Here is a 23,099-nt window from a genome sequence, read left to right as displayed (position 1 = left end):
TCAACGCCCCTGACCCCTGACGCCGTTACGCACCACAGCCGCGCCGGGTGGGGACGGACGAACCTCGGCCCGTCCCACCCGGCTCACGCCGTCGCTCAGTTGGTGCCGATACGGGCGAGCAGGTCGACGATCCTGTCCTGCACCTCGTCGCTCGTGGACCGCTCCGCGAGGAACAGCACCGTCTCGCCGGAGGCCAGCCGCGGCAGGTCGGCCTGTCCGACGGCGGCGGTGTAGACGACGAGTGGGGTGCGGTTGAGCTGCCCGTTCGCCCGCAGCCAGTCGATGATCCCGGCGGACCCGGTCTGCTGCCGACGCATCTGCATCAGGTCCATCACCACCAGGTTCGGCCGGAACTGCCCCGCCAGCGTCACCGCGTCCGCGTCGCCCGCGGCCCGCGCGACCTGCATACCGCGCCGCTCCAGCGTCGCGGTCAGTGCCAGCGCGATCTCCGCGTGCTCCTCGATCAGCAGCACCCGCGGCGGGTGCTGCTCGCTGTCACGCGGCGCGAGGGCCTTCAGCAGTACGGCGGGGTCGGCGCCGTAGGCGGCATCGCGCGACGCCTGCCCCAGGCCGGCCGTGACCAGCACCGGAACCTCGGCGGCCACCGCAGCCTTCCGCAGTGACTGGAGCGCCGTCCGGGTGATCGGCCCGGTCAGCGGGTCCACGAACAGCGCGGCGGGGAACGCCGCGATCTGTGCGTCGACCTCCTCGCGCGAGTTCACGATCACCGGCCGGTAGCCGCGGTCGCTCAGCGCCTGCTGCGTGGCGACGTCCGGCGCGGGCCACACCAGCAGCCGACGCGGGTTGTCCAACGGCTCCGGCGGCAGTTCGTCGTCCATCGGCTGCGGACGCGGGGGATCCGCCACCTCGACGGCCCCGCCCGGCCCGTCCAGCGGTTCGGGGCCCTCGGCCGCGTCCGCGTCCGGCGCCCCTATCGCGTACGAGCGTCCCGTGCCCTCGGTCGTCGGCGTGAGTAGTGGCTGCCCGGCGGGCGAGTGCTGCGGCTGCGACAGCGGGGGCGACTGCGGGGGCGACGGGGGTTGCGCCTGGGGCTGCTGGGGCTGCGCCTGTGCCGGTGCCTGTGCCGGTGTCTGTGCGCGCGCGGGTGCCTGGGGCGCTGCCTGCGCCTGCCGCTGGGCGGGGGCGGAGTCGGCCGTCGCGTGCGGGCGCGCGCCCTGTTCGTGGTCCGCGGCCGGGGCGGTACGCGTGCCGAGCTTGCGGCGACGGCCCGAGCCGCCCGGCTGATGCGGGGGAGGCGTGGCCGTCGGCAGCGGCTGCTGGACCTGGACGGCCTGTCGGGTGAACGGCACACCCTGCCCCAGAGTGCGCACGCTGAACGCACGCCCCTGCGTCGAGTTCGGGTCCACCGGTGCCGTCGGCGCCGGCGTCTCTACCGGTAGCGGCTGAGGCTGAGGCTGAGCAGCCCGCTGCCCGGGCACGGGCGCGGGTGTGGCTTCGGGAGGCAGCGGGGCGCCCGGTGCGGGCGCCGCCACACCGCTCGGCGGCACGGGGGCACCTTGCGGCGGGACGGGGGCGCCGGCGGCGGGCCACGGCGGCTGCGCGGCCGGGGCGCCGTCGGGCGGAGTTCCCTGACCCGGCGCGGCCTCGGCGGGCAGCGGCTGGGCGACGGAAGCGGGCTGCTCCGCGGCCGGGGCGGCGGGCTGTGCCGGGACCGGCGCGGCGGGCTGGGGCATCGGCTGACCGCCGGAGGCCACCTGGGGCTGATCGTGGGGTGCCGGTGCCGGTGCCGGTGCCGGTGGCTGTACCGCTTGTGTCTGTGCCGGTGCCTGCACCTGGGGCATCTGTCCGGGGACGGCGGCGCCCCGACCGTGCACGGGTTCGCCCTGGGGCGGAACGGCCGACGGAAGGGCCGCGCCCTGCGGCGGTACGGGCATGCCCTGCGGGGGAATCGGGGCAGCCTGCACGGGCGCCACCGGTTGAGCCGGAACCGGGACCGGCGCCGGGGCCGGCACCGGCGCAAGGCCCGCGCCCTGCTCGGCCGGCTGGGCGACGGCGCGACGGCGTCGGCCCGTCGGGGCGCTGGTGGGATGCGGTTGCGGCGGGGTGTGATCGTCGGCCTGGTCGTGCGGGACGGCGTCATGGCGCCCGTCGAACAGGGCGTCACCGGAAGCGGCCGGTCCGGGAAGTGGCACCGGCACCGGGCCCTCCTGCGGACCCTCGGCCACCCCGGCTTGCTCCCCCTGGTCCGCTTCGGCGGGCGGCAGCGCGAACACCGTACGGGGCGCGGCCTCCTGCGCCGCCGCCCGCTCGGTGGCCGCCGCCAGCGCCCGCCGACGCCGCCCGGTCGACTGAGGCTGTTCTTCCTGCTCCTGCACCTGGTCCTGGCCCTGAGCGGCCTGTGCCGTTCCGTCCGCACCGCCCACAGCGGGCAACGCGGGCGGCAGGGCGTGCTGCTCACCGGAGGCCTGTCCGGCGCGCAGCCCTCCGGAGGGGACGGGTACTCCCTGCGGCGGTACGGTCCCGCCCAGCCCCGTGTTCGAGGCGGCGGACCCCGCCGCGGACTCGGCGGCCGTGACGACAGCCCCACCGACCGCACCGGCCGCACTCGCACCCGGTACGGCGGCAGCGGCCTCCGCGCCCTCGGCCGGTCGCCCACGACGCCGTCCGGTCCCGCCGGACACCACCACCGCGCCCTCACCGGACGCCTGAGCCGGAAGCTGCGCGGGCTCCGCCGCGGCCGCCGCCCGGCGCCTGCGCCGACCGGTGGGGGGCGCCGCGGCCTCCGCACCGGAGCCGGAGTCGTCCTCGGCCCCCGGCACCCCGCTCTCCAGGAACGCGTCCACCGAGGCCCGCCGGGCCCTCCGCCGCCCGCCACCGGAACCCCGCTGACCGCCCGGGGCCGAACCGGCCTCCTCAACCGAGGCGTCCGCCGACGCCGATCCCGGTCCCGATCCCTGCGAAGGCACCGACACCGGCACCGGAGCTTCCTCCGGAACCTCCGCAGGCCCCCCGGAAGTCAGCGCGAGCTGTCCCTGACCCGCGGCGACGGCCCCGGCTCCGCCCCCGATGGGCACCTCGAGGACGAACGCGCTGCCGCTCATCCCCGGCACCTCGTGCGTCTGCAGCACACCTCCGTGCGCCCGTACGATCCCGCGCACGATCGGCTCGTGCACCGGATCGCCACCGCTGTACGGCCCGCGCACCTCGAGGCGTACGACCTCACCGCGCTGCGCCGCCGCGACCACGACCGTGTTGTCCAGGTAACCGCCCGCCGACACGCGAGTGTTGCCGGTGGCGTCGACGCCCGCGACGTCCGCGACGAGATGCGCGAGGGCGGTGGCGAGCAGCCGTGAGTCGACCTCGGCCTCGATGGGCGGCGCGTGCACGGCGAACTGCACCCGGCCCGGCCCGATGAGCTCCACGGCCCCGTCGACACCGGCGGCGACGACGGCGTCGAGCATCACCTTCGTACGGGTGATCCCCTCCGTCCCGGCGTCGAGCCGCTGGTAGCCGAGGACGTTGTCGATGAGGGTGGTGATCCGGGAGTAGCCGGCCGACAGGTGGTGGAGCACCTGGTTGGCCTCGGGCCACAGCTGGCCGGCGTCGTCCGAGGCGAGCGCGGTCAGTTCGCGGCGCAGTTCCTCCAGTGGACTCCTGAGCGACTGCCCGAGCAGGGTGAGGAGCTGTTCGTGCCGGCCGGAGAGGGCCTCGTAGCGGTCCTTCTCCCGCTCGCCGAGCGCGGCGTACCGCTCCTCGTTCGCGGCGAGTTCCTCGGTGTGCGCCTCGCGCAGCTCCTCCAGCTCGCCGACGTGCTTCTGGCGCAGGGCGGTGAGCTCGGAGGCGTGCTCCTCGGCGAGCCGTTCCAGCTCCTCGGTGTGCTGCCGCTCGGCCTCCTCCTTCTCCTTGACGACTGCGTCATAGGGCCGCCGGTCGGTGAAGGTCATGACGGCGCCGACGAGCTGGTCGCCGTCACGCACCGGCGCGGTCGTCAGGTCGACCGGCACCTTGTCGCCGCTCTTGGAGTACAGCACCTGCCCGCGCACCCGGTGCTTGCGCCCGGAGCGCAGGGTGTCCGCGAGCGGGGACTCGCCGTAGGGGAAGGGCGAGCCGTCGGCGCGCGAGTGGAGGACGAGGGTGTGCAGCTCGCGCCCGCCGAGGTCACTGGCCCGGTGCCCCAGTATCTGGGCGGCGGCCGGGTTGACCAGGACGATCCGTCCGTCGGTGTCCGTCCCGACGACGCCCTCCGCGGCGGCCCGCAGGATCATCTCGGTCTGCCGCTGCGAACGCGCCAGCTCGGCCTCGGTGTCGACGGTGCCGGACAGATCGCGTACGACGAGCATCAGCAGTTCGTCACCGGTGTAGCCGTAATTGTCGTAGGCCTGTTGGCCGGTCTCCAGATTCGCACTGGTGACCTCGACCGGGAACTCGGTCCCGTCGGTCCGCCGGGCGACCATGCGCGTCGGCTTGGTACGGGCCCGCGGGTCGATGTGGTCCGGCCGGCGCATGGAACCGGGGATGAGCTTGGAGTCGAATTGCGGCAGCAGGTCGAGCAGCCCGCGCCCCACCAGCGCCGTGCCCGGCGTCTCGAACGCCTCGAGGGCGATGGTGTTGGCGTTGACGACCGTCCCGTTGGCGTTGACCAGCACCAAGGCGTCGGGAAGCGCGTCCAGTATGGCTGCGAGGCGAGCAGTGCCTCGGGATGGCCTGCTGCTCACGAGACGCTTCCTCCCTGTTCCGCTACGTGCCGACCGCGCGGGCCATCTTGCCAACCGGCCCGCAACGTGTCACCCGAGGGAGTCTAAGGGTTGGGATTGCGCTCGCGATGCCGGATGAGACCGAGGTCGCACGTAACGTGACGGGGATGTGACGCTCGCATTGCCGCGCACCGACACCGGCCTGCACCGACGCCGCCCGAACCGTTGCGGGACCTCTACGCCTTTCCCCCGATGTGCCGATCCGGCCCCCCCACCGCGCCGGCGACGCGCCCGCCACTCGCCGGTCGGAAGAGCTTTGCTCTGTGGCCACCCTGCCTAGTACCGTGGGGGGCGATTGGTGACGGCACGCATGACTGTGTCATCATCGGCACGCACCACTTGATCCGCGCTCGCGCGCGGAAGGTTGTGCACGGAGGCGTCGCCTAGTCCGGTCTATGGCGCCGCACTGCTAATGCGGTTTGGGTCTTAAAGCCCATCGAGGGTTCAAATCCCTCCGCCTCCGCACCGTTTCGAAGCCCCGGTCCACCCGACCGGGGCTTCGTCGTATTCCCGGCCCTCCGTCCTTGTTTTCGCAGGTCACAAGGGGTGAGCCAAACGGATTTCACATGACGGCGGCGGTCATGTAATGTTCTTCCTGTCGCCGCGAGCGAGCCCAGCGGGCCCGGGAGCGGCGAGAAAACTGAAGACACAGGCACTCGTAGCTTAACGGATAGAGCATCTGACTACGGATCAGAAGGTTGCAGGTTCGAATCCTGCCGAGTGCACAGCAGGTCAGAGGCCCCGTGGAGAGATCCACGGGGCCTCTGGCTTTTGCCTTGACGGCAGTCTCTGACGGCAACCGCCAGGGGCGGGGGCTGCCTACCCCTCGGGCGCGAAAGGACGGACGACTGTGTCCGGGCCAGGACTCATCACCGTCTCGTGACCGTCCTCGAAACGAACCCGGTAGGGAGGGCTCCCATCAGCACCGAGCACCTCGATGACCTCTGCGGTGCGATCCTGCTGCCCCACGACCCGGCCGTGAACAAGAAGCCTGTCACCAACACTCGCCTGCACGCTGGCACCTTTCTGTCGATCTACCCTCTTCTGCCCTACCCAGCGAGTCGCCGTGTCCGAACGGCCGACGCCGCCAGTTCGACCTAACCGGTGACAACAAAGCCAGAAGGCGGGTGCAGGGCCGATCAGACGGCTACGAGGACACCGGCCGTGCCGTCGTCATCGTCCGGCCCGTTGCCGTCACTCCTCAGGGCATCCCCGACCCGGTCGAAGGCGGAGCGCTGGGAATCGAGTCGCACGAAGGTGTAGATGTCCATGGTCACGCGGATGGAGCTGTGACCCAGGACTTCCATGATCATGCGGGCGTCGGCACCCTGTTCGTGCAGGAGCGAGGCGCAAGTGTGGCGCAGATCGTGAAAGCGGACCTTGCGGACCCCGGCGCGGAGGCACAGGGTCTCGAAGGACCGGTTCAGGTTGCGCGGCTCGATAGGCGTTCCGTTCTTCGTGGTGAAGACGAGGCCCTGTCCCGTGCCCTTCCAGTTGGCACCGGCGGCCTTCCGGTCGGCCACCTGCTGTGCGCGCTGCGCACGGAGCGCCGTCACGCACTCGGCCGGCAGGGCGACGCGGCGGGCCGAGCGCTGAGTCTTAGGCGCGACGATCAGTAGCTCGCCGCCGACCCGCTGGAGGGCCTGCCGGACGGTGAGGACGCCTTCGTGAAGATCCATGTCTGACCAGCGCAGCCCCAACACCTCACCCCGGCGCAGGCCGATGCGAACCGCCAGTTCGTACACGGCCCACAGCCGGTTGTCCCGGGCCGCCATCAGAAGCTGACGCCCCTCCTTGGCCGTGAGCGGTTCGATCTCGCGCTTCGTTCCCATGCTCAGCTCCACGTTCCGGGCCACGTTGCGGGGCAGCTCGTCCTCACGTACGGCGTGCTGGAGGGCGGCTCGCAGGATCACCAGCAGGAAGCGCACGGTCCGATCAGAGGGAAGCTTCTTGCAGCACGTGCCGAGGGCGCAGCAGCGCCGCTTGTGCTCAGGCCGCTTCTTGTCCTTGCCCTGTGCGCAGCACTGGCAGGTGGCCGCCGTCTTGGTCAGGAAGGCCCGGATGTCGCGGGCGGTGAGCCGGGCCAGCTTCTTCCTGCCGAACTCGGACGTGACGTAGTTGCGGACGAGCGATTCGTAGTTGACGTATGTCGTTCTGCGGACCTTGCCCTTGGCGACGTTCACCAGCCAGTACGTCAGGTACTCGGCGATCGTCATCTTGCTGGTGGAGATCGGGAGGCCGTTGAGGGAGTCGGCCTTGAGCTTGGTCAACTTCTCGTGCGCCTCGTCCCAGGTCTTGCCGTAGACGCTGCGCCGCTTGTACGTGCCGTCCGTCGTCAGTACGTATGCACTGCCCTCCCAACGGCCGTCCTTGCGCTGGTAGAGGGTGCCCTCGTTGTTGGCGTTCTTCTTCGGCGTGGCCATCAGGCTGCTTCCTGTTCGGTGCGGAGGGATACGTAGGTGTCCAAGGCGGCTTCGCTGATGCGGCGGCAGCGGCCGATCTTGAAGGAGGCGAGTTCGCGTGAGCGGATCAGGTCGTGGACCTTCCAGCGGCTGATGCCGAGGTGCTCGGCGACCTGGTCCACGGTGAGTACGGCCGTCTTCATACGGGCACCACTCCTTCCTGCTTGAGGCGCTGGGTGTGGGCGATGTCGTGGCGGACCTGGGCGGCGAGGAGTTCTTCGCCGGGGCGGTAGCCGCTGGCGAGATAGGTCCACGAGGAGGAGGTGACGAGGGTGATCTCGTCGGTGGTGGAACGACCGGCGCGGACACGTGCGGCTTCGGCCTGGGCGAGGCGCCAGGCGCGGCGTACGTCACGGAGTGCGCCGAGGGTGGTGGAGTAGGCGCGGGATTTACTGGAGAAGTGGCCGCGGAAGCCGAGCATGTGGGCCCACTTCCAGAGCTTGAGGTCGGCGAACTCCGGCAGGTGACCGAGGGCCCAGGCGGTGCGGATCATCTGCCGTACGTGCTGCTGGACGGGCAGGGCCTTGATGGGTTCGGCCTGGCCGGTGCCGTCGCAGTCGGTGCACCGGTCGTGGAAGCGGTCGGGACCGCGTACGTAGCCGCGTCCGCCGCAGGGGCGACATATCAGGGTGCGGTCCACGGTGCCGGCGCCCTCGGCGTTCTTGGTGGCGTACTTGGCGACGTATCCGGCGACCTTGGCGTCTGTGTACTCGGCAACCCTGGCGTCGGTGAGTTCGCCGTCACCCAGGGCGGTGATCGGGTCAACCTTGTAGCGGCGGCCCCAGGAGATGACGCGTTCGCCGATGGCGTCGGACTCGACGGTGAGCCGGGCACGCTCGACGGCCAGGCCCACAGAAGCGCTCAGGGCGTCGAAGGTGGCCCAGGGCGGGGGTGGGGTGGTGTGGCCGCCGGGTCCGTCGAAGCGGATCACGGCGTGGAAGTGGACCAGGCCGCGCTTCTGGTACTCGGCGACCTTGGCGAAGGAGACACGCAGGGCGGCGTTGAGCGCCTTCTGTGTCATGCCGAGGTGTTCGGCCAGGGCGCGGCGCAGGTAGGTGGTGAAGCGTGCCCAGAGCTGTCCGGCGTGGGCATTCCAGAGCACGGCACCGGTGTAGTCGTACGTTGCCGGGTTCAGCGGAGTGCCGAGTTCCGGGGCGTCTTCGGTGTGGGTGTCGCCGCAGGCGCAGGGGCGGGGCTTGCCCGCGTTGGTGGTGGGGCGGTTGTGAACGGGGCCGAAGGAGGGGGCGGTGAGGGTGACGAAGGCGCGGGGGTGGTCGCGGACGGTTTCGGCGACGTTCTTGCCGCCGGACAGTCCGGCCTTGATCAGGTGGTAGGTGTCGGCGGCGTAGACGCGGGAGCAGGCGGGGCAGCGGGAGGCGCGGCGGTTGCCACAGGTGGTCAGCAGGCGTCCGGAGGGTTCGTCCTCGGAACGGTAGGAGCGGACTACTTCCTTGGTGGTCTGGTCGGTGGTGACGGTCCAGCCGTGGAGGTTGACGGGGCTGGTGCAGCCGCGCAGGTCGCGGACCTGCTGCTGTACGCGGTCGAAGTCGTGGGTGTTGGCCAGCTCGATCAGGTCCCGCAGGCCGGGGCTGATCACGTGGTGTAGGTCGAGGGGGCGGCGCATGAGTGGTGAGGTCTCCTTTCTGGCGCGAGGGTGGGACCCGCGGGCAGCAGCCGGTTGCTGGCGAAGGCGTCCGGGCTGCTGCCCGCAGGCATGACGGATCGGGCCCAGAGGCGGGCGAGGGCGGGAAATGCCGGGATGGCCGGCAGATGGGGCGGCGCTACAGGGCGGCGTGGAGGGCGGTGGCCATGGGCAGGCCGATGCCGAGCCGCATCTTGAGCTGAGCCGCCGTGATGGGGTTGCCGTGTTCGGAGTGGTGGGCCGCGGCGATGGAGCGTGCTTCGGTGAGCAGCGACTCAGGAACCTTGATGGCAGGGGCGGCCGGGGCCGGAGTGGCCGGGGCCGGTTCCGGCATGACGGGCGGTGCCGGCGTCGGGGAGGGTTCCGGCTCGGCCGGGGCCAGGTCGGGCGTTCGGGCTGGTTCCGGATCGACAGCGGAGGCCAGGTCGGCCGCATTGACGGCGACTGTGTGAAAGGAGCGCAGGAGCTGTGGGCCGACAGCTCCCCAGCCCAGGAGGAGCAAGGGGGCAACGGCGTCGACGGCAGCGCGGCCATAGTGCCCGGCGACGATGGGTTCGGCGACGTTGAGGGCCAGGGTCAGCAATCCGGAGAAGTGCATCAGCCGGGTGGCCGCCTTCATCTGCTCGGGCGGGACACCGCGCAGGGACAGATAGCGCAGGGCGACCAGGAGCCCGACCACCGACAGGTCGACCATGGGGGCGATCAGGGGTGCGATGGGGGCGGGGACGCCCAGGCGCAGCGCCAGGGCCCAGACGTTGCCAAAGGAGAAGACGAACGCCAGGAGGGCGATGATGACCATGACCACGGTCACGGTGCGCTGGGTGATCCGGTCCTCAGACACAGGGGTTCACCTCCTTTCAAAGGTCAGCCTGTAACGGGCGTTGTGGTCAGGCCGCCAGCGGCGGTACGGAGTCGTCGTCCGGGTCGTCCTTGGTGAGGTCGATGCCGGGGAACTGGGCGGCGAGCAGGTCGGCCGGGTCGGCGGTGAGGTGGGCCGTCCGGGCGGCGACGTGGGCGGAGTCGTCCTCACCGACGTACGGGGTGCGCAGGCGGGTGAAGCCCTTCCGCCCGTTGGTCTTCATGACCGCCACGCCGACGTAGGCCGGCTCCTGCAGCAGGGTCGGGCTGGCATCGGGCCAGTCGCGGATGTCGTCGCCGAGGGCGGCCACGGCCGCGTCAGTGGTCTTCTGCGCGAAGGACAGGCCGACTGGGCACACATCGCGGATGAAGGTCGGGATTGCGTCGCCCGTGCTCTTCTGCGTGGCGAGGATGACGAGGATGCCCACCGAGCGGCCCATCTTCACCAGCTCCTCCACCAGCCGGGCGTTCTGCGCGGCCAGTGCGGCGAGCTGCTTGGTCTCCTTGTCGGAGCCCTTGTGGTCGCGGAAGTAGGTGTGCGCCTCATCAATGATCAGCACCACCCACGGCCAGGCGACAGACGGGCCACCGTGCCACATGTCCTTGCGGCCGAGCACGGTCTTGATCGCGGTGGACCGGGCGCGGCGCAGCCGCACGAGCTTCCAGAAAAGGGCGTTGGCTTCCTTCAGATCGCTTCCGACGAAGGCGAACAGGCGGCCCATGAGGTCGGCGTAGTCGCCTTCGTGGGCAGCCATCACCTTGCCGTCCGCCACCGCGATCTGAACCGCCGGGGAGGGTGCGCAGTCGCAGATGAACCGGTTGATCAGCGAGGTCTTCCCGAAGCCGGGCAGGCCGGCCACGGTGACGCCCGGCACTTCCGCCAGGTCGACACTCACCGCCTGGGCGTACTCGTCCACCCCCAGGTTCCACGTCGCCAGCTCCTCCGGCACCTTCCCGGTGGGCGTGTGGGAGGTCTTGGTGATCAACGGGTCCACCCGCACCCCGCGGATGAGGACGTGGCCTGGCTTGTCCTGGGAGACGGACACCCGCGTGCACCGCCAGGCGTCCGCCAAGTAGGGCGCAGCCTTCTGGAACTCCTCCAGCCCCACCTTCGGCAGGCAACCGGCCCTCACGACCACGCCGAACGGGTCGGGCCTCACCTGCAGGGTCGGTGTCAACACCCGGGGCTTGGGCGGCTTGCCGTCCGTGTTGGACAGTGACGCCATCGCGGTCGGGGTCTTGTCCGTCACGGACAGCCCCGCCATGGGAGCGAACCGCTTCCAGATCCGGCGCACCCGTATGGCCTGCCGGATGCTGGCCCGCATCATTGTGTCGGCCAGCAGGTAGCGGACCACCCACACGGAAGCCCATGCGACGAGACCTGCCAATCCCACCCCTACCAGAACCGGGGCGTAGCCCATCACCTCGCTCATGTCGTGCAGGGTCACTTCGCTTCCTTCCTTTGCTTACGGAGTGCGGCCACGCGATCGGCCCAGGGGACAGGAGGCCCGGTGATGATGAGGCAGATCTCCGCGCGAGCGAGGGCTTCACCGGGCGGGTAGCTCTCGCGCTCCCACACCGCCGCGACGCGCCGAAGCATGTCGTCGCGGCAGGTGCGGGAGGCGTCGACGGTGCCGGTCACGCCGCGTCAGCGGCAGGGGCAGGGAGGGCCAGGTCCAGGCGGTCAGCGCGGTAGGCGATGCCGTCCGAGAGCTGACCGTTGAAGATCCGGGCCCACGGGGTGGCGAACAACTCCACCGGCATCACCGGCATGCCCGGCTTCAGCCCGTTGGGGAGACCGGTTTCCGGAACGGTGATCTTCATCGCCTCGGCGCGGCCCTCCTCCATGAAGAAGAGGGTGATCGTGTAGAGCTTCGCGCCGGTCTCGCGGTCGGTGGCGAACTGGGTCTTCTCAGCGTCCGCGTACTTCGGCACCGGCAGGGTGCCGACCATGAACGACGCGGTGGAGTGCAGGCCAACACGGATACGAGCCATGGGTGTTACGTCCTTTCGGCAGGTGCTCCGCCGGGCGGCGAAGCGAGATCAACTGTGCACTATCTCCGATAGGTGCGTCAAGCGCCTAGCGCACATCGCACCTACTTCGTACGGGAGTCGTACAGAAGCAGGGGTGCATCAAGGTCTTACTGCGGTAAGCGAGCCAGGCCCGCTACCCTCGGGCTATGAAGCTGCCCAAGGATTCCGACACTCCGCCGTACCGCTTGGTGGCCGAGGAACTACGACGGCAAATCCGCTCCGGGCGCCTCAAGCCGGGGGAGCGGGTCCCTTCGTCCCGCGACCTGGAGGCGACCTACGAGATCGCGAACATGACCGCGCGTTCCGCCCTGCGCATGTTGCGCGACGAAGGGCTGATCCACACCATGCCGGGTCGGGGCAACTTCGTCGCGGACCCCCTCCCCGCAGGGGCCGACCCGAAGGCCGGCACTCCCGCGACGGCAGGCAGCGGGCACATGCCCACGCCGGAATACCTCGAACTATCCGAACGAATCGATGCCCTAAGCACTCGACTGGACAACGTGATCGACGTCCTTATGGAGCGGCTAGGCATCAGCGAGGCGAAGAAGTAGCGGCCTCCTTTTCGAGGACGCGACGCGCCAGGTCCTCCAGCAGCGCCACCTTTTCCTCGACCTTCTTGAGCTTCGCCGCGATAAGCGCCGCCTCGTGCTTGGTCATGTCCACCCGTTCGTTGTTGTGCCGTTGTCGCGTATCGAGTGCAGCCAACCGCTGAGGGCTTGTCCGAAGGCTTGCCCAGCGGTCAACCACCGCCGGATCAGGGCTTGCCTGAACCACTCGGCAAGCCGTCATCGCGGCTGTTGAGTCAGGTCTATCGGCCGAACCGGACAGGTGCGCGGCACACAGCTCCGGGCTCCCGTCGGACGGGCAACAACCTTCATTCGCGTCCCGCCGGGCGGGCCCGTATCGCTGCGCGCTCACCGCCAGTCGTCCTTTCTTGTCATCCGGGCAGTGCCTCAATAGTCTGGAAAATCGCCGGTTTGGGTAACCGGCGATCGTCGGCTATGTTCAGCCGCCCCGTCTCGGAGGGCGCCCATAGAGGTTGGTTTCTCGGGTCTCGCGTGACACCAAGTCGATGTGATCCCGCTCACTGCTCCGCCTCTCTTGGGCTCAGTCATGCCGGACATCGGCGTGTGCGACAGCAGATCACCGAAAGCGGACACCTCCGCAGTGGTCGGCGATCCCCGCCTTCATTTGCTACGGGTGGAAAATCCCGCCCTGGTGTGACGCTCCCCGCCACCTTCTTCATGTGACCCCTATCACTGCTTGTCAGGGATTCCGTGCTGGCCCACCACTCGCCGCCGACCACACCGCCGACCGCGAAGGGGCGACCACGATCGCGGGCGCACAACGAAGGCGTCGGCTTATCCACAGGTCCAACCCTGGACCGGCCAACCTGTGGATAGATTCCGCCGACCGCCGGAACTAATAGGAGGCAATGCATCTATAAGTGTCCGAAGCGGTGCCGAAGCGGCGGAGCCGATGGGGAAGGCGCGGACAGCGCATGGCCGCATGACGCACCAAGGCCCAGCGCGCCGGAGCTGTTCAGAGTTTCTTTACTGGATCAAGGCGGCCCGCCTACGGCGGTCCGCGCGCGCTGGCGGCCAAGGGCCGCCGCCGCTCCTTGTCTCCGCCACCGCTGCGCCGGCCCCCACCCGCTCAGCGCGCAGCACCAGCAAGGCGGACAGCCAGACCAGGAAGCAGCCCGACCAGTCCGAGCACCAGGACCAGGCCGACACCGATCAAGCGGGTCCCCTCCACCCCACCGGCCCACGCTCCGCAGCCGACAGAGCGCAAAGCCGCAGGCACGCCCATGCGTAAGGCATCTACGTCGACAACGCCCAGGCCGGGATGGAGGCGAGGGCCGTGACGAATCGAAGAAGCGTGGCTGAGGTCGGCGGGGGGTTGCTGGAAACACACGTGACGGGTGCTCGGTCGGCACGCCCGCCATCGTGGCTGACTTTCGGTGGCTCAGGTCAGAACTGGGATTCAGGTCGCCGGACCGCAACAGTGATCCTCTCTAACTCAGCAACAGGGGACCGGAGTTGCAGTCGCACCCGTATCCGAGCACGCCGACTGCCCCGGTACCATCGGCACCGGGGTCCTGATCAGGGATTCCGCGACCGGACCACCCCGGATTGCTGTCCAGGCTGAGGGGTGGTCCGGCCTCTTGTTGTTGGCCTCCGTCGCATGAGGCGCGGAGGACGAGCCGTGGGTTCGGGATCAGCTCAGGGCCTTACCCACTTCGTAGATGGTGGGGCGGTCCTCCGGGGCAGTGCTGAGCATCGCGTCGATCAGTTCGCCCAGCTCACCGGGGACTTTCACACGCCGTCGCCGACCACTCGCCACCGCCTCTCTCTGCACACGGCGTGGAGCATCGTCGGGGTACTCGACCGCCCGCCAGCCTGTGGCGGAGATGAGCAGGGAGGCCCCGAGGGCGTAGATATCGGCTGCCCGTGTCGGTTCGGCTTCGCCAGTGGCGAGCACGCTGCGTGCGATCTCTGGAGCCTCGTAGTGGACGAGGCAGCCGCGGAACGGGAAGTCGTACCCCTCGGGGATGCGTTCGCCCCGGGCAAGGGCAAGGTCGATCAGATGGGTTCGGTCCGGCCCGATGATGAAGTGGGCGGGCTGCACATCACCGTGTGCCCAGCCCTTCGCATGAAGTTCCGCCAGCGCTTCGACGCAGCCCAGCGCCACATCGGTGTGCGGTTCGACGGACGAGACTCGCTGACGGCACGGCTCCCACAGCCGGTACAGGTCCGGCCCTTCGTGCCACAGCTGAAAGTTCCACGTTCCGCGTTCCCACTCGCCATACGCGACGTCGTCGAAGCCGAGGCGATACAGAACGGCCCCCTCGCGAGCGGGCGCAAGAGCGGTCCAAGGCTGGGCAGGCCAGTCGGGCGTCGCCTCGATCGGATAGCCGAGCTTCACGGCGTACCGCCCTCGATGACTCTCCACCTCCCACACCGTGGAGCCCCGGCGGTTGATGACCAAGTGCTGCGCCGTGGGCATGAGCGCGTCGAGCACCACGATCGGCAATTCAGGGATCGGGCCGAACAAGGGAGCCTCTCCTTCCTGGCGAGCGCGGCCGGCCACGAGCACAGGCCGACCGCGCCGCTGTTGTCGCGTGCTACGCCTGGCCGTACGGTCGCCCGCAGTCGGAGTCGCACTGCGCGAGGTTCTCACCGTTCACGGTCCAGAGGTCGTCGAAGACCATGAACCCGGCGGCCTTCATGGCGCGAGCGGAAGCGGTGACCTTCTCCGGGTCGCGGGCACCCCCGCCCGGCTTCGGGTTGTGGTGCAGGAAGCGGCCCGCGTACTGCTCGCAGAGTTCGGCGTACTCCTTCGTGTGCAGGATGAGCGCGTGCAGGCCGAGGTCCACGTCGTCCGAGGGGACCATGGGGACGGTGGCGGTGGCCGCCGTGACCAGGAACGCGACTGCTTGATCCGCGATCCGCTGGGCCCTCTCGGGCGACTGCTCGTTGTGGGCGACCACGAAGTGGGCGAGGCTCTCGAACAGCTCCTCGCCAGCCACCGCGCGACCGGTCCTCTGATCGTTCGCCGTTGCCGTCATGCTCAATCTCCTCGTATGAGATGGTGCGGGGCATTTACCACCCGCTTTGATCGCTGAGTCCTGCCCGGTTACGACCAGGAGCGGGCTTGGAGGACCGCCCCGGACGGGGTGGGGAGCCTTGGAATTGGCACCCGTCCGGGGTGGCCGGTCTACTGGCGGATGCTGAGAGCCATGCCGATCACCAGGCCACACGACCCGCTGACCATGACGATGAACAGGACTCCCGCGTACCGCCCGATGGCGCGCATCACAGCCCATCCCGGCTGTTGCCGTTCCTGACGGCCAGGCGTGCGCTCAGCTCTTCTCGCGCACTCGGCGCCACCACGTTGTCCGGCATGGCATCCCACTCCGTGCCGCCGCCGATCGGCCTTATCTGCACACGGCCGCCGACCTCACCCATGACGACGCCGAGACGTCCCTTGGCACTGTCCTTCGCCAGTTCACCGATGCCTGGTCTGGTCTGCTGGTTGCTCGCCATGCAAGGAGCATCGCGATTCAGGGACCACGACTAAAAGGTCAGGCTGATTACCCAACTTGGGTAACATCGCGGCAAGTAGAGAACCAGCGACGTTGCGTAGCCCTCGAAGTGTGGGAGCTTGCCCAATGCCCGACGCCGACCGGCCGCAGGAACTGCCTGCCAGGCTGCTCACCGATCCCGAGATGATCAGTGCGTGTCGAGTGCGGGACTTCGCGAGAGTCTTCCGGCTGATGAAGACGAGAGCGGGCATCTACCCGTCGATGGTCGCCAGACGCTGCGAGTTGACGCCCAGCCGAGTCGGGGAAGTGATCGCGGGCCGCCGCCAGCTGCTGCACATGGACGTCATCGAGCGCATCGCGGACGGCTTGCGTATCCCGGGACACATGCTCGGGCTGGCCCGACGTCCGTGGGAAACGCCCCAGGCTCTCGTCGTCACCGAGCGCGAAGCACCGCAACAGCCGGACCCGGAGCAGCAGACGCCGGAATCCCTGCCGAGTCCGGATGTGGACAGCATCTTGGCCCTGACTACCCGGACCAGCCTCAGCACAGCCACGCTGGAAGCCTTCCGTGCGTCGATCGAGGACTACTGGAAGCGAGACAACCAACACGGGGGCGAGGCACTGCGGCCAGCCATCGTCGGCCAGTTGCGCTATGTCGTCGGCCTCTTGAAGGAGAGCCGAGCGCCGGCGATCCAGAACGGCCTGTACGGAGTCGCCGCGGAGCTGGCACGCCTCACCGGCTGGACCTATTTCGACGCCCGCCAGTACAACCAGGCCCGCACGTATTTCACAGAGGCTCTGCAACTGGCGAAGGAGATCGATGACCGCCAGTTCATGGCCAACGTCCTCGCCTGCATGAGCCTGCAAGCCACCTACCAGGACAAACCGGCAGACTCCCTTGCCCTGGTGACCGCCGCGCAGGACCAGGCCCGCTCTTCTCTCGGCACGACGCCACGCGTCCTGTCCATGCTCTCCATGCGTGAAGCCTTCGCCCACGCCACCCTCGGCGCCAGGGACTCCACTCACCGGGCGATCGGGGAGGCACACCGTCACTTCGAACAGATCAGAACGAGCGACCCCGACCCGTCCTGGGTCACCTACTTCGATGAGCCCAAGCTCCTGGTCGACACAGGCATCGCTCACGGACGGTTGGGTGAGGCCGCGACCGCCGAACCCTTGATCGCGGATGCGCTGCGCAGAGAGGACCGCAGCAACCAGCGCGGCCGTGCGTTCCACTCGTTCTGGTTGGCGAGGACACAGCTGGACCAGGGCAAGCTTGACCAGGCGTGCCATACGGCCACGGAAGCCCTGGAGTCCGCTTCCACGGTGTCCTCGGAGCGAGTGACTGGGCATCTCAGGGAGTTTTACGACCAGTTGGCCCCGAGCAGGCAGGAGCCCGTAGCCCTGGCGTTCGAAGCGCGGCTACGGGCACTCCTCCCACCGGTCAGCGGATCGCCTCATCCATGAGCAGATACAGCAGGCCGACGAGCGATCCACTGCTCACGATCTCCCGGCGGTCTATCATCCCGCGCACCTCTGCAAGGGGGATCCACTCGATGCGATCAGACTCGTTCTTCTCGGTGGGCGGTCCGGCATACGTGGCGCCGTCGACGCGGAAGATGTGGTGCTGTGAGTCGGTGATCCCGTTGGCCGGCTCGGCGTAGACCAGGGGCTTGATGGCGCCGGGGCGATAGCCCGTCTCCTCCAACACCTCGCGGGCCGCCGCCTCTTCTGGCGTCTCGCCGACTTCCACCAGGCCCATGGGCAGTTCCCAGGCCCACGACTCGGTGATGAAGCGGTGCCGCCACATCATCAGGACCTCTTGGCGGTCGTTGACCACAGCGGCCACGGCCAAGTGCCGGAGGCGGACGACGTGGTACTCCCACCTGCGCCCGTCGGGCTGCTGGACGTCGACCAGACACAGATTCACCCAGTTGTTGGTGTAGATCTGTCGCTCACCGTGGGTCTTCCACTCCATACCTGCGGCCCCTCTCGATCGGTCTTCAGGATCTCAGACCGATCCGGAGCAGGGCGCACGTTCGGCTCTTTTCACGTCACCTTGACGAGATGCCCAGCGCGTGCCCCGCACCCCTGCTGAAGCAGCTAAGCGCCAAGAGAAAGGATTCAGGGAATAGCGGAGTGTCGTCGAGCCGGCGTATGCCCTGCTGCGGGCCCGGGGCACACCAGATCACCCCAACTTGGGAAGCTGCGATCATTTGCGGCTGATTCGGGCGCTGACCTGCGCGAACGGTCGGTATGAGGCCTCCTCGGGCCCGGCTGCTTTCACCGTGGTTCCCCGCTGTTCCCCGCTCGATCTGGTGGTCTGCCCTGCTCCGCTTAATGCAGCTGCCCGGGTTGCTCGGTGGTGGCGACCGGCCACAGGGCATCCGGGCCAACAGGGTCCGGATGCCCACACCACTCGGCGGAACGCCACCATCCGACGAGCAGTGGCAAAGAAGCACAGCCCCAGGGCATGCCTCCTAGCACAGTTTTGTGGCCAACAGGCATGTAACAAAGAGGTGCTGAGTGGATGTCACCCCTGCTGCTAGCGTTTTTCAGGCAGTCACATCAGCGGACTCAAGCTCCTCACCTTCGCCATAGGGGCGGTGGGCGACAACGCCGGCAGCCGAAGCCGGTACGTCTCGGAAGCGCGGTCGAGCGTGCTGATGCCGTCTCGGACACATCGGGTCTTGCCCGGGCGAGCCGAGGGGGAGAACGGGAAACAGCGTGACCGATCTCCCTGGACGACCACGGCGTCCAGGTGCATGCCTGGACGGACACCGGGACGAAGATCGGAGAACACCTGATGGAGTCATCATCTGGCGCGGGCGAAACTGTGCTGCCACGCCCCGTCGAGGCACTGCCCATGCCTGCGCTGGCGTCCGCAACGCGGAAGCTTGCCGACAAACTCATCGAACACTTTGCCATGGGCGACCCCGCAGCACTGGCCCTTGCACAGGCAGTCGTGGACCCATCCGCTGCCCGCCGGGCGGCGGAGTCCCCTGAGCGGCTGCGGGTGCCCGGCGGCGTGATCTTGGCCATCCGGGCTGACGTATGGGCGCGCCACGTCATCCCGGACCCGCGGAACCCGCGGATCGGCCCGTCGCGGCGGCACCCGGCCTCGAACCTGATCGGGACCGGCGAGAGCACACGCTTCCGTCCGCTGGCCGAGCCGATCGCAGCGTCAGGGAAGCGCCCGGAACTCGTGCAGCGGCTCGCAAACCAGGAGCACCTCGCGTGGGCCGCGCAACTAGCCAAGGAGTACGTGCTCGATCACAACGACTGGAGGGAGTCCCTCCGGCACCAGGGAGTGATGACGGAGGTCTGGCTGGCCGCGACGGCCTTTCAGCACGAGGACAGCACTCCCGGGGTGACGGTTCCGGTCACCGTCGAGGGGTCGAGCCGCGTGACGTGTGCCCACGACCTGCTCGACCTCAGGTCTGCCGACGTTCCCTACATCAGGGACACGACGAAGTTGCGTTCCCACATCCGCAAGCTCAATGAGGCGCTCACGACCGCGGGCGACCCGGCGCAGGTCGAACCCGAAGTGGCGGTCACCGTGCGCTGTGAACGGCTTCCGGCGCTGCTGCTCGTCGGTTTCGAGCCGCACGACGGGACCACCGCCGACTTCGGCGTCGCCGTGAAGTCGTTGGTCGCGCTCCGGCACGTTGACTCTCCCAAGCCATGGGGTGAGGCTGCGGAGAACGAGGCGCTTGCCGACGCCGTGGTGGACGAGATCGAGCGGCGGAAACTGATCACTGGCGCCAAGGCCGACTGGCTGCGCGGTGCCCTCTCCCCCGACCAGGCGAAGGCCGCTGGATTCAACGACGATCCGGCCGTGCGAGCGGCGGCGATTGTCCGGCTCTTTGCAGAGCGTGACCAGTCGGTCCACGCCGCCGTGCGGGTCGCCATCACCGGACAGAGCACGCGTAAGAACATCACCACCAAGCTGCTGCTCGACGTAGCTTCCTCCCTGGTCATGCGCTCGGTTTCGGAAGAGGACTCTCGCAAGCGGGAACGGATGCGCAAGTACCTGAAGTCGGCATTCCCGGGCGAATTGGCCAAGGATTGGGAAGCTACGTTCCGTGGGACGAAGGAGCTCGCTCAAGCCGCGCTCGAGGAGGTGGGGAAGGGGGAACCAGGCGTGGCGACCCGGGAACTCGCGGCCCGCAGCGCCTACCCGTTGGTGATCAACGGCCAGCTCACGGGTGACCGCGGCACGAAAAACAACGATCAACCTGATCGTCGGCACCCAGGCGAGGTCATCGACCGTATGCGCAGCACCCGGCACGGAGTGCATCAACTGAAGCAGACTCTTCTCGACTCTGCGGCGGGTCGCAGGACTCGCAAGGTTGACGAGACAGGACAGGTCCTCCAGAACGACGACGGCCGCGACATTCTCGTCACCGACGCAGACCTCCGCCGTACGTTTCCTCCTGTCGGCGAGGGTCCATCGCCCACACCGGCTCCCCGGAATGCGGCTGAGATTCTCGGGAACGCTCTGCACGACCTGGCCACATCGATCCAGGCGGTCGAGGGTGCGGTCAAGGCCGTGGAGGCGGTCCGAGCCGACGACGGGACCCGTGCCATCGATTCGCTGGGTGCCGACCGAGGTGACTGCGAGGCGTGGCGGAACCTCCTGCAGGATGTCCTGTTCAAACTGCCTGTGTGGCAGCAACGAAGCATCCAGCGACATGGAATCATCGCTGAGGACCCGTACGAGCTCGACGCCGACCTTGACGACGAGGTAGACGACGAGCCGGACGATGAGTTCGGTGATCAGCTGGCCGACGAAGACACCTGTCCGCAGGACGACGCCGCCTGAATCACTAGTGCCTCCCGGGAGTCCTCCCGGCAGGTAGAGCAACCCGGTCGCGCGCCGGGAACGCGACGCGGATGAACGGCGAGGCCCACCCACCTGATCAGGGTGAGGGCGGCAACGCCGGCCTATCGGGCGAAGCCTGGAAAGCCGGTACCCCTTGGGGCCGAACCGCGTCCGCTGCCGCTTGCCGTCACACCGGGCGTGGCCTGGGAGACATCAAGTGGGTGTGCCGGGCAGCTCCCAGCTCACCCCGGTCATTCACCGGAGACCGGACATGGTCCCGAGCTGGAGCACTCGATGGACAGCTTGCACTTTCTCGCCGACCGCGAGCATGAGCTTCGCGATCTGATCCAGTCGTCTCAGCCGCCGGACACCACACGGGCCGCATGCAGGGACGTGGATGTGAATCTTTACCACCCGATGGACGGGGAGCGGCCCGCCGAGGGGCCCTTGGCAGGGTGCGTCGGCTGCGCGGGCCGCTTGGAGTGCCTAGCCCTCGCGCTGCGGGCAGAGGACCCGGAAGCCCGTCACGGTTGGTACGGCGGCCTCGGCCCCGCAGACCGCGACCGCGTCGTGGCAATGCTCCGGCTTCCCAAGGGGGCAAAGCTCCTGCCGGACCGAGCTCTCACGGCCATTCGTCTGGGTCGGGACGGCTGGCGGATCGATGACATCGCGCAAGAGCTTGGTTGCTCCCGTAGAACTGTGCAGCGCTATCTCCACTCCGCGGGCTGACACCAAGGCGGCACTGCCGTATGCGTGTGTGGTGCTCGCCGGGCTGCCGAAGCCACCGTCAAGGTGGTGGCTGACAGATCAGCAGCCGGCACTCTCAACCACGCCGCTTACGGTTGCCCATGGGTTGGGAGCTGCGATGAAATCCTACGCGTGGAACCGGGGCCATCGGTGGACAGGCTGAGGCGGATCTGTTCGACCAGAAAGCCTGTGCCGAGACCGCGATTTCCTACCCAGCCGCCCTATCAGAGTGGTTACGGCAGCGGGGAAGGACTCTTCGAGAAGGCGGATGCCGCCTTTCCGCCCGACGGCGTCGTCGCCCTTGAGTAGGGAATCGAAGTGCTCTCAGGGCAAGTACATGCTAGATGCAAGAGACGAGGAATTAAGGAGCCATTTCCGCCTCCCGGTTGGTCATATTCACGGAGAAGGGGCGACGAGTGTGCGGATCCGTTCCATGAGTCGATCGGTGTCCCTACGGAAATCCGGAACAGAGCGGATTCTGCGCACCGCGAAGGAGACCAGTCGAACCTCGTCCACACCCGTGTGATCGCTCACGACGGCAGGCTGGTCGTGAATGTTGTGGACGTGTGCTTCTTCCAGTGCGCGCTTCAGGGCCTCCTCCGCCACCCCGAGCTCACTGGCTGCCGCTCCCGTGCGCAACTGGAGCATTTGCATAACGACTAACTCGGGGTCGTGGTGGCCCGGCAGGTACTCCAGCCATTCCCCCTGACGACCCGCTTCGGAGCGTGTATCTCCGTCCAGTACGCCAAGAAATGCCACAGCAGGTCTCGTCGGTCCCAGAACACGTGCGACGGTTGCGACGGTGTCAGCCCCACGAACATCCTGCACACGCAGATGGGGGGCCAACTCCGGCAAGTGGCAGCGGAGCAACTCCTCCAACATCATTCGGGCGAAGCGGTCCTCGACTAGCAGTACTGCCTCGGTCCGCGGAGCCATGCCTAGCTTCCGGCTGACCTGAGCAGGAATGGCGCCAGCCGAGATGGTTGCCTGAGCTGTGGCGCCCACGCCACGCTCCAGGGTGCGCAGAGACGTGTTGGGTAGGCGGTAGGCGAACTCCGGTGAGTGCGAGGCGAGGACGACCGAAAGTTCCATTTTGACCGCGCGGGCGACGATGATGTCGAGTAGCCGTTCGCGCGCGCGAGGAGATAGGAAGTTCTCGGGTTCGTCGAGCAGCACGATGCTGCCGCGCGCCACTCCACGCAGAGCGCGCAAGATGACACAGGCTGCGAGCTCGCCCAAGCTCATCTGCCCCGGCCCGTAGGTTTCGCCGTGTCGACTGAGCTCGTAGTAGAACCAGGTGGGTGGCTCGCCGGAGGCGGGGGAGCGGCGGTCCAGCTCCTGGTGTGTAGCCAGGTCATACGGGCGTCCCATGATGGTGCCCAACGCATGGTCGAACCAGGCACTGCGGGGTGCCTTCTCGGCCGTGGCACGCTCGCTTTCGAGCTCGTGCGCAGGAATTCGGCTTACCTGGGTCAGCACATCGAAGCATTCCCGCGCGGTGTCGATGTATACACACGGGGCCTTAGCGTCAGCGAGCTCCACGTCGCCTGTCGCCGGTCCGTTGCGGTCGCTCTTCTGGTGCCGTGACTGGCCCGTCATTCGTACGGCAGTGGGGTGCGACAATCCATCCGAAGGGGCCTGCCGCCGCAGATGCCGTGCGAGTGTTCTTAGGAACTGTGTCTTTCCTGCGCCGCTCACCCCGCACAGGAGTGTGACGCCTGGCGCCATCTCAGCGGTCAACGACCCGAGGTGGGCGTGCCCATTGATT

Annotated in this window: 19 protein-coding genes and 2 tRNA genes; 6 read left to right on the top strand and 15 right to left on the bottom strand. The window is 68.5% G+C overall.

Annotation, left to right across the window (positions count from 1 at the left end; all coding sequences use genetic code 11):
• Positions 1-95 precede the first annotated feature (95 nt).
• A complete protein-coding gene (locus DIZ27_RS02130) occupies positions 96-4,676 on the bottom strand; it encodes a PAS domain-containing protein (RefSeq protein ID WP_109376504.1) in 4,581 nt (1,526 codons plus the stop codon).
• Positions 4,677-5,087: 411 nt separating this feature from the next.
• Here DIZ27_RS02130 and DIZ27_RS02125 point away from each other — a divergent pair.
• Positions 5,088-5,178 (top strand) — tRNA-Ser (locus DIZ27_RS02125).
• Positions 5,179-5,367: 189 nt separating this feature from the next.
• Positions 5,368-5,440 (top strand) — tRNA-Arg (locus DIZ27_RS02120).
• Positions 5,441-5,534: 94 nt separating this feature from the next.
• Here DIZ27_RS02120 and DIZ27_RS02115 read toward each other — a convergent pair.
• The 8 genes from DIZ27_RS02115 to DIZ27_RS02080 form a co-directional block, all read right to left on the bottom strand.
• A complete protein-coding gene (locus tag DIZ27_RS02115) occupies positions 5,535-5,729 on the bottom strand; it encodes a DUF1918 domain-containing protein (protein WP_109376503.1) in 195 nt (64 codons plus the stop codon).
• Positions 5,730-5,854: 125 nt separating this feature from the next.
• Positions 5,855-7,138 (bottom strand): tyrosine recombinase XerC, encoded by a 1,284-nt coding sequence (gene xerC, locus DIZ27_RS02110; RefSeq protein WP_109376502.1) that lies wholly within the window; start codon positions 7,136-7,138, stop codon positions 5,855-5,857.
• Positions 7,138-7,320, bottom strand: coding sequence for a helix-turn-helix domain-containing protein (locus DIZ27_RS02105; protein WP_109376501.1), 183 nt, complete (start codon positions 7,318-7,320; stop codon positions 7,138-7,140). Before DIZ27_RS02105 ends, xerC begins: the two co-directional genes overlap by 1 nt.
• Positions 7,317-8,801 (bottom strand): replication initiator, encoded by a 1,485-nt coding sequence (locus DIZ27_RS02100; RefSeq protein ID WP_109376500.1) that lies wholly within the window; start codon positions 8,799-8,801, stop codon positions 7,317-7,319. The genes DIZ27_RS02105 and DIZ27_RS02100 overlap by 4 nt, the downstream gene beginning before the upstream one ends.
• A gap of 157 nt (positions 8,802-8,958) precedes the next feature.
• Complete coding sequence (locus DIZ27_RS02095; protein WP_109376499.1) at positions 8,959-9,660, bottom strand: DUF2637 domain-containing protein; 702 nt, start codon at positions 9,658-9,660, stop codon at positions 8,959-8,961.
• Between the two features lie 46 nt (positions 9,661-9,706).
• Complete coding sequence (locus tag DIZ27_RS45535; RefSeq protein WP_309074834.1) at positions 9,707-11,125, bottom strand: cell division protein FtsK; 1,419 nt, start codon at positions 11,123-11,125, stop codon at positions 9,707-9,709.
• Positions 11,122-11,319, bottom strand: a complete 198-nt coding sequence (locus DIZ27_RS02085) for a hypothetical protein (RefSeq protein WP_109376498.1) — start codon at positions 11,317-11,319, stop codon at positions 11,122-11,124. The genes DIZ27_RS45535 and DIZ27_RS02085 overlap by 4 nt, the downstream gene beginning before the upstream one ends.
• Entirely contained in the window at positions 11,316-11,672 is a 357-nt protein-coding gene (locus DIZ27_RS02080) for a hypothetical protein (protein ID WP_109376497.1), read from the bottom strand. The genes DIZ27_RS02085 and DIZ27_RS02080 overlap by 4 nt, the downstream gene beginning before the upstream one ends.
• A 185-nt stretch (positions 11,673-11,857) precedes the next feature.
• Between DIZ27_RS02080 and DIZ27_RS02075 the strand changes: the two genes are divergently transcribed.
• Complete coding sequence (locus DIZ27_RS02075) at positions 11,858-12,262, top strand: winged helix-turn-helix domain-containing protein (protein ID WP_109376496.1); 405 nt, start codon at positions 11,858-11,860, stop codon at positions 12,260-12,262.
• Here the strand turns inward: DIZ27_RS02075 and DIZ27_RS46745 are convergent.
• The 4 genes from DIZ27_RS46745 to DIZ27_RS02060 all read right to left on the bottom strand — a co-directional run bounded on the left by DIZ27_RS46745 (position 12,243) and on the right by DIZ27_RS02060 (position 15,760).
• On the bottom strand, positions 12,243-12,368 hold the full coding sequence (locus DIZ27_RS46745) for a hypothetical protein (protein WP_258308191.1): 126 nt from the start codon (positions 12,366-12,368) through the stop codon (positions 12,243-12,245). The genes DIZ27_RS02075 and DIZ27_RS46745 overlap by 20 nt on opposite strands.
• A gap of 1,563 nt (positions 12,369-13,931) precedes the next feature.
• The gene (locus tag DIZ27_RS02070; RefSeq protein ID WP_109376495.1) at positions 13,932-14,768 is read right to left on the bottom strand and encodes a protein kinase; all 837 of its coding nucleotides are present in this window, start codon (positions 14,766-14,768) and stop codon (positions 13,932-13,934) included.
• A 70-nt stretch (positions 14,769-14,838) separates the two neighbouring features.
• A complete protein-coding gene (locus tag DIZ27_RS02065; protein WP_109376494.1) occupies positions 14,839-15,282 on the bottom strand; it encodes a hypothetical protein in 444 nt (147 codons plus the stop codon).
• A gap of 247 nt (positions 15,283-15,529) precedes the next feature.
• The gene (locus DIZ27_RS02060) at positions 15,530-15,760 is read right to left on the bottom strand and encodes a hypothetical protein (RefSeq protein WP_109376493.1); all 231 of its coding nucleotides are present in this window, start codon (positions 15,758-15,760) and stop codon (positions 15,530-15,532) included.
• Positions 15,761-15,885: 125 nt separating this feature from the next.
• On the opposite strand from DIZ27_RS02060, the gene DIZ27_RS02055 reads away from it, so the two are divergent.
• The gene (locus DIZ27_RS02055) at positions 15,886-17,226 is read left to right on the top strand and encodes a helix-turn-helix transcriptional regulator (RefSeq protein ID WP_109376492.1); all 1,341 of its coding nucleotides are present in this window, start codon (positions 15,886-15,888) and stop codon (positions 17,224-17,226) included.
• Here the strand turns inward: DIZ27_RS02055 and DIZ27_RS02050 are convergent.
• Positions 17,204-17,737 carry an NUDIX hydrolase gene (locus DIZ27_RS02050; protein ID WP_109376491.1) on the bottom strand — a complete coding sequence of 178 codons (534 nt, stop codon included), beginning with the start codon at positions 17,735-17,737 and terminating at the stop codon, positions 17,204-17,206. The two genes, DIZ27_RS02055 and DIZ27_RS02050, sit on opposite strands and share 23 nt — an antisense overlap.
• Before the next feature lie 783 nt (positions 17,738-18,520).
• Between DIZ27_RS02050 and DIZ27_RS02045 the strand changes: the two genes are divergently transcribed.
• Both DIZ27_RS02045 and DIZ27_RS48675 read left to right on the top strand, forming a co-directional pair.
• A complete protein-coding gene (locus DIZ27_RS02045; protein WP_146228897.1) occupies positions 18,521-20,584 on the top strand; it encodes a hypothetical protein in 2,064 nt (687 codons plus the stop codon).
• 294 nt (positions 20,585-20,878) lie between these two features.
• Entirely contained in the window at positions 20,879-21,313 is a 435-nt protein-coding gene (locus tag DIZ27_RS48675) for a helix-turn-helix domain-containing protein (RefSeq protein ID WP_109376489.1), read from the top strand.
• Positions 21,314-21,727: 414 nt separating this feature from the next.
• On the opposite strand, the gene DIZ27_RS02035 is transcribed toward DIZ27_RS48675, so the two are convergent.
• Positions 21,728-22,810, bottom strand: a complete 1,083-nt coding sequence (locus DIZ27_RS02035) for an AAA family ATPase (RefSeq protein ID WP_181383337.1) — start codon at positions 22,808-22,810, stop codon at positions 21,728-21,730.
• Between the last annotated feature and the right edge of the window lie 289 nt (positions 22,811-23,099).

It is taken from the genome of Streptomyces sp. NWU339, from assembly GCF_003143855.1.
Taxonomy (GTDB): Bacteria; Actinomycetota; Actinomycetes; order Streptomycetales; family Streptomycetaceae; genus Streptomyces.
Note: the sequence above shows the minus strand (reverse complement) of the source record. Positions and strands in the feature narration are given on the sequence as shown.

Bases quoted from the DNA above. Each gene is read 5' to 3' on its own strand.
- DIZ27_RS02060 (WP_109376493.1), bottom strand. From the start codon at position 15,760: ATGGCGAGCAACCAGCAGACCAGACCAGGCATCGGTGAACTGGCGAAG.
- DIZ27_RS46745 (WP_258308191.1), bottom strand. From the start codon at position 12,368: ATGACCAAGCACGAGGCGGCGCTTATCGCGGCGAAGCTCAAGAAGGTC.
- xerC (WP_109376502.1), bottom strand. From the start codon at position 7,138: ATGGCCACGCCGAAGAAGAACGCCAACAACGAGGGCACCCTCTACCAG.
- DIZ27_RS02100 (WP_109376500.1), bottom strand. From the start codon at position 8,801: ATGCGCCGCCCCCTCGACCTACACCACGTGATCAGCCCCGGCCTGCGG.
- DIZ27_RS02050 (WP_109376491.1), bottom strand. From the start codon at position 17,737: ATGGAGTGGAAGACCCACGGTGAGCGACAGATCTACACCAACAACTGG.
- DIZ27_RS02080 (WP_109376497.1), bottom strand. From the start codon at position 11,672: ATGGCTCGTATCCGTGTTGGCCTGCACTCCACCGCGTCGTTCATGGTC.
- DIZ27_RS02055 (WP_109376492.1), top strand. From the start codon at position 15,886: ATGCCCGACGCCGACCGGCCGCAGGAACTGCCTGCCAGGCTGCTCACC.
- DIZ27_RS02065 (WP_109376494.1), bottom strand. From the start codon at position 15,282: ATGACGGCAACGGCGAACGATCAGAGGACCGGTCGCGCGGTGGCTGGC.
- DIZ27_RS48675 (WP_109376489.1), top strand. From the start codon at position 20,879: ATGGACAGCTTGCACTTTCTCGCCGACCGCGAGCATGAGCTTCGCGAT.
- DIZ27_RS02105 (WP_109376501.1), bottom strand. From the start codon at position 7,320: ATGAAGACGGCCGTACTCACCGTGGACCAGGTCGCCGAGCACCTCGGC.
- DIZ27_RS02075 (WP_109376496.1), top strand. From the start codon at position 11,858: ATGAAGCTGCCCAAGGATTCCGACACTCCGCCGTACCGCTTGGTGGCC.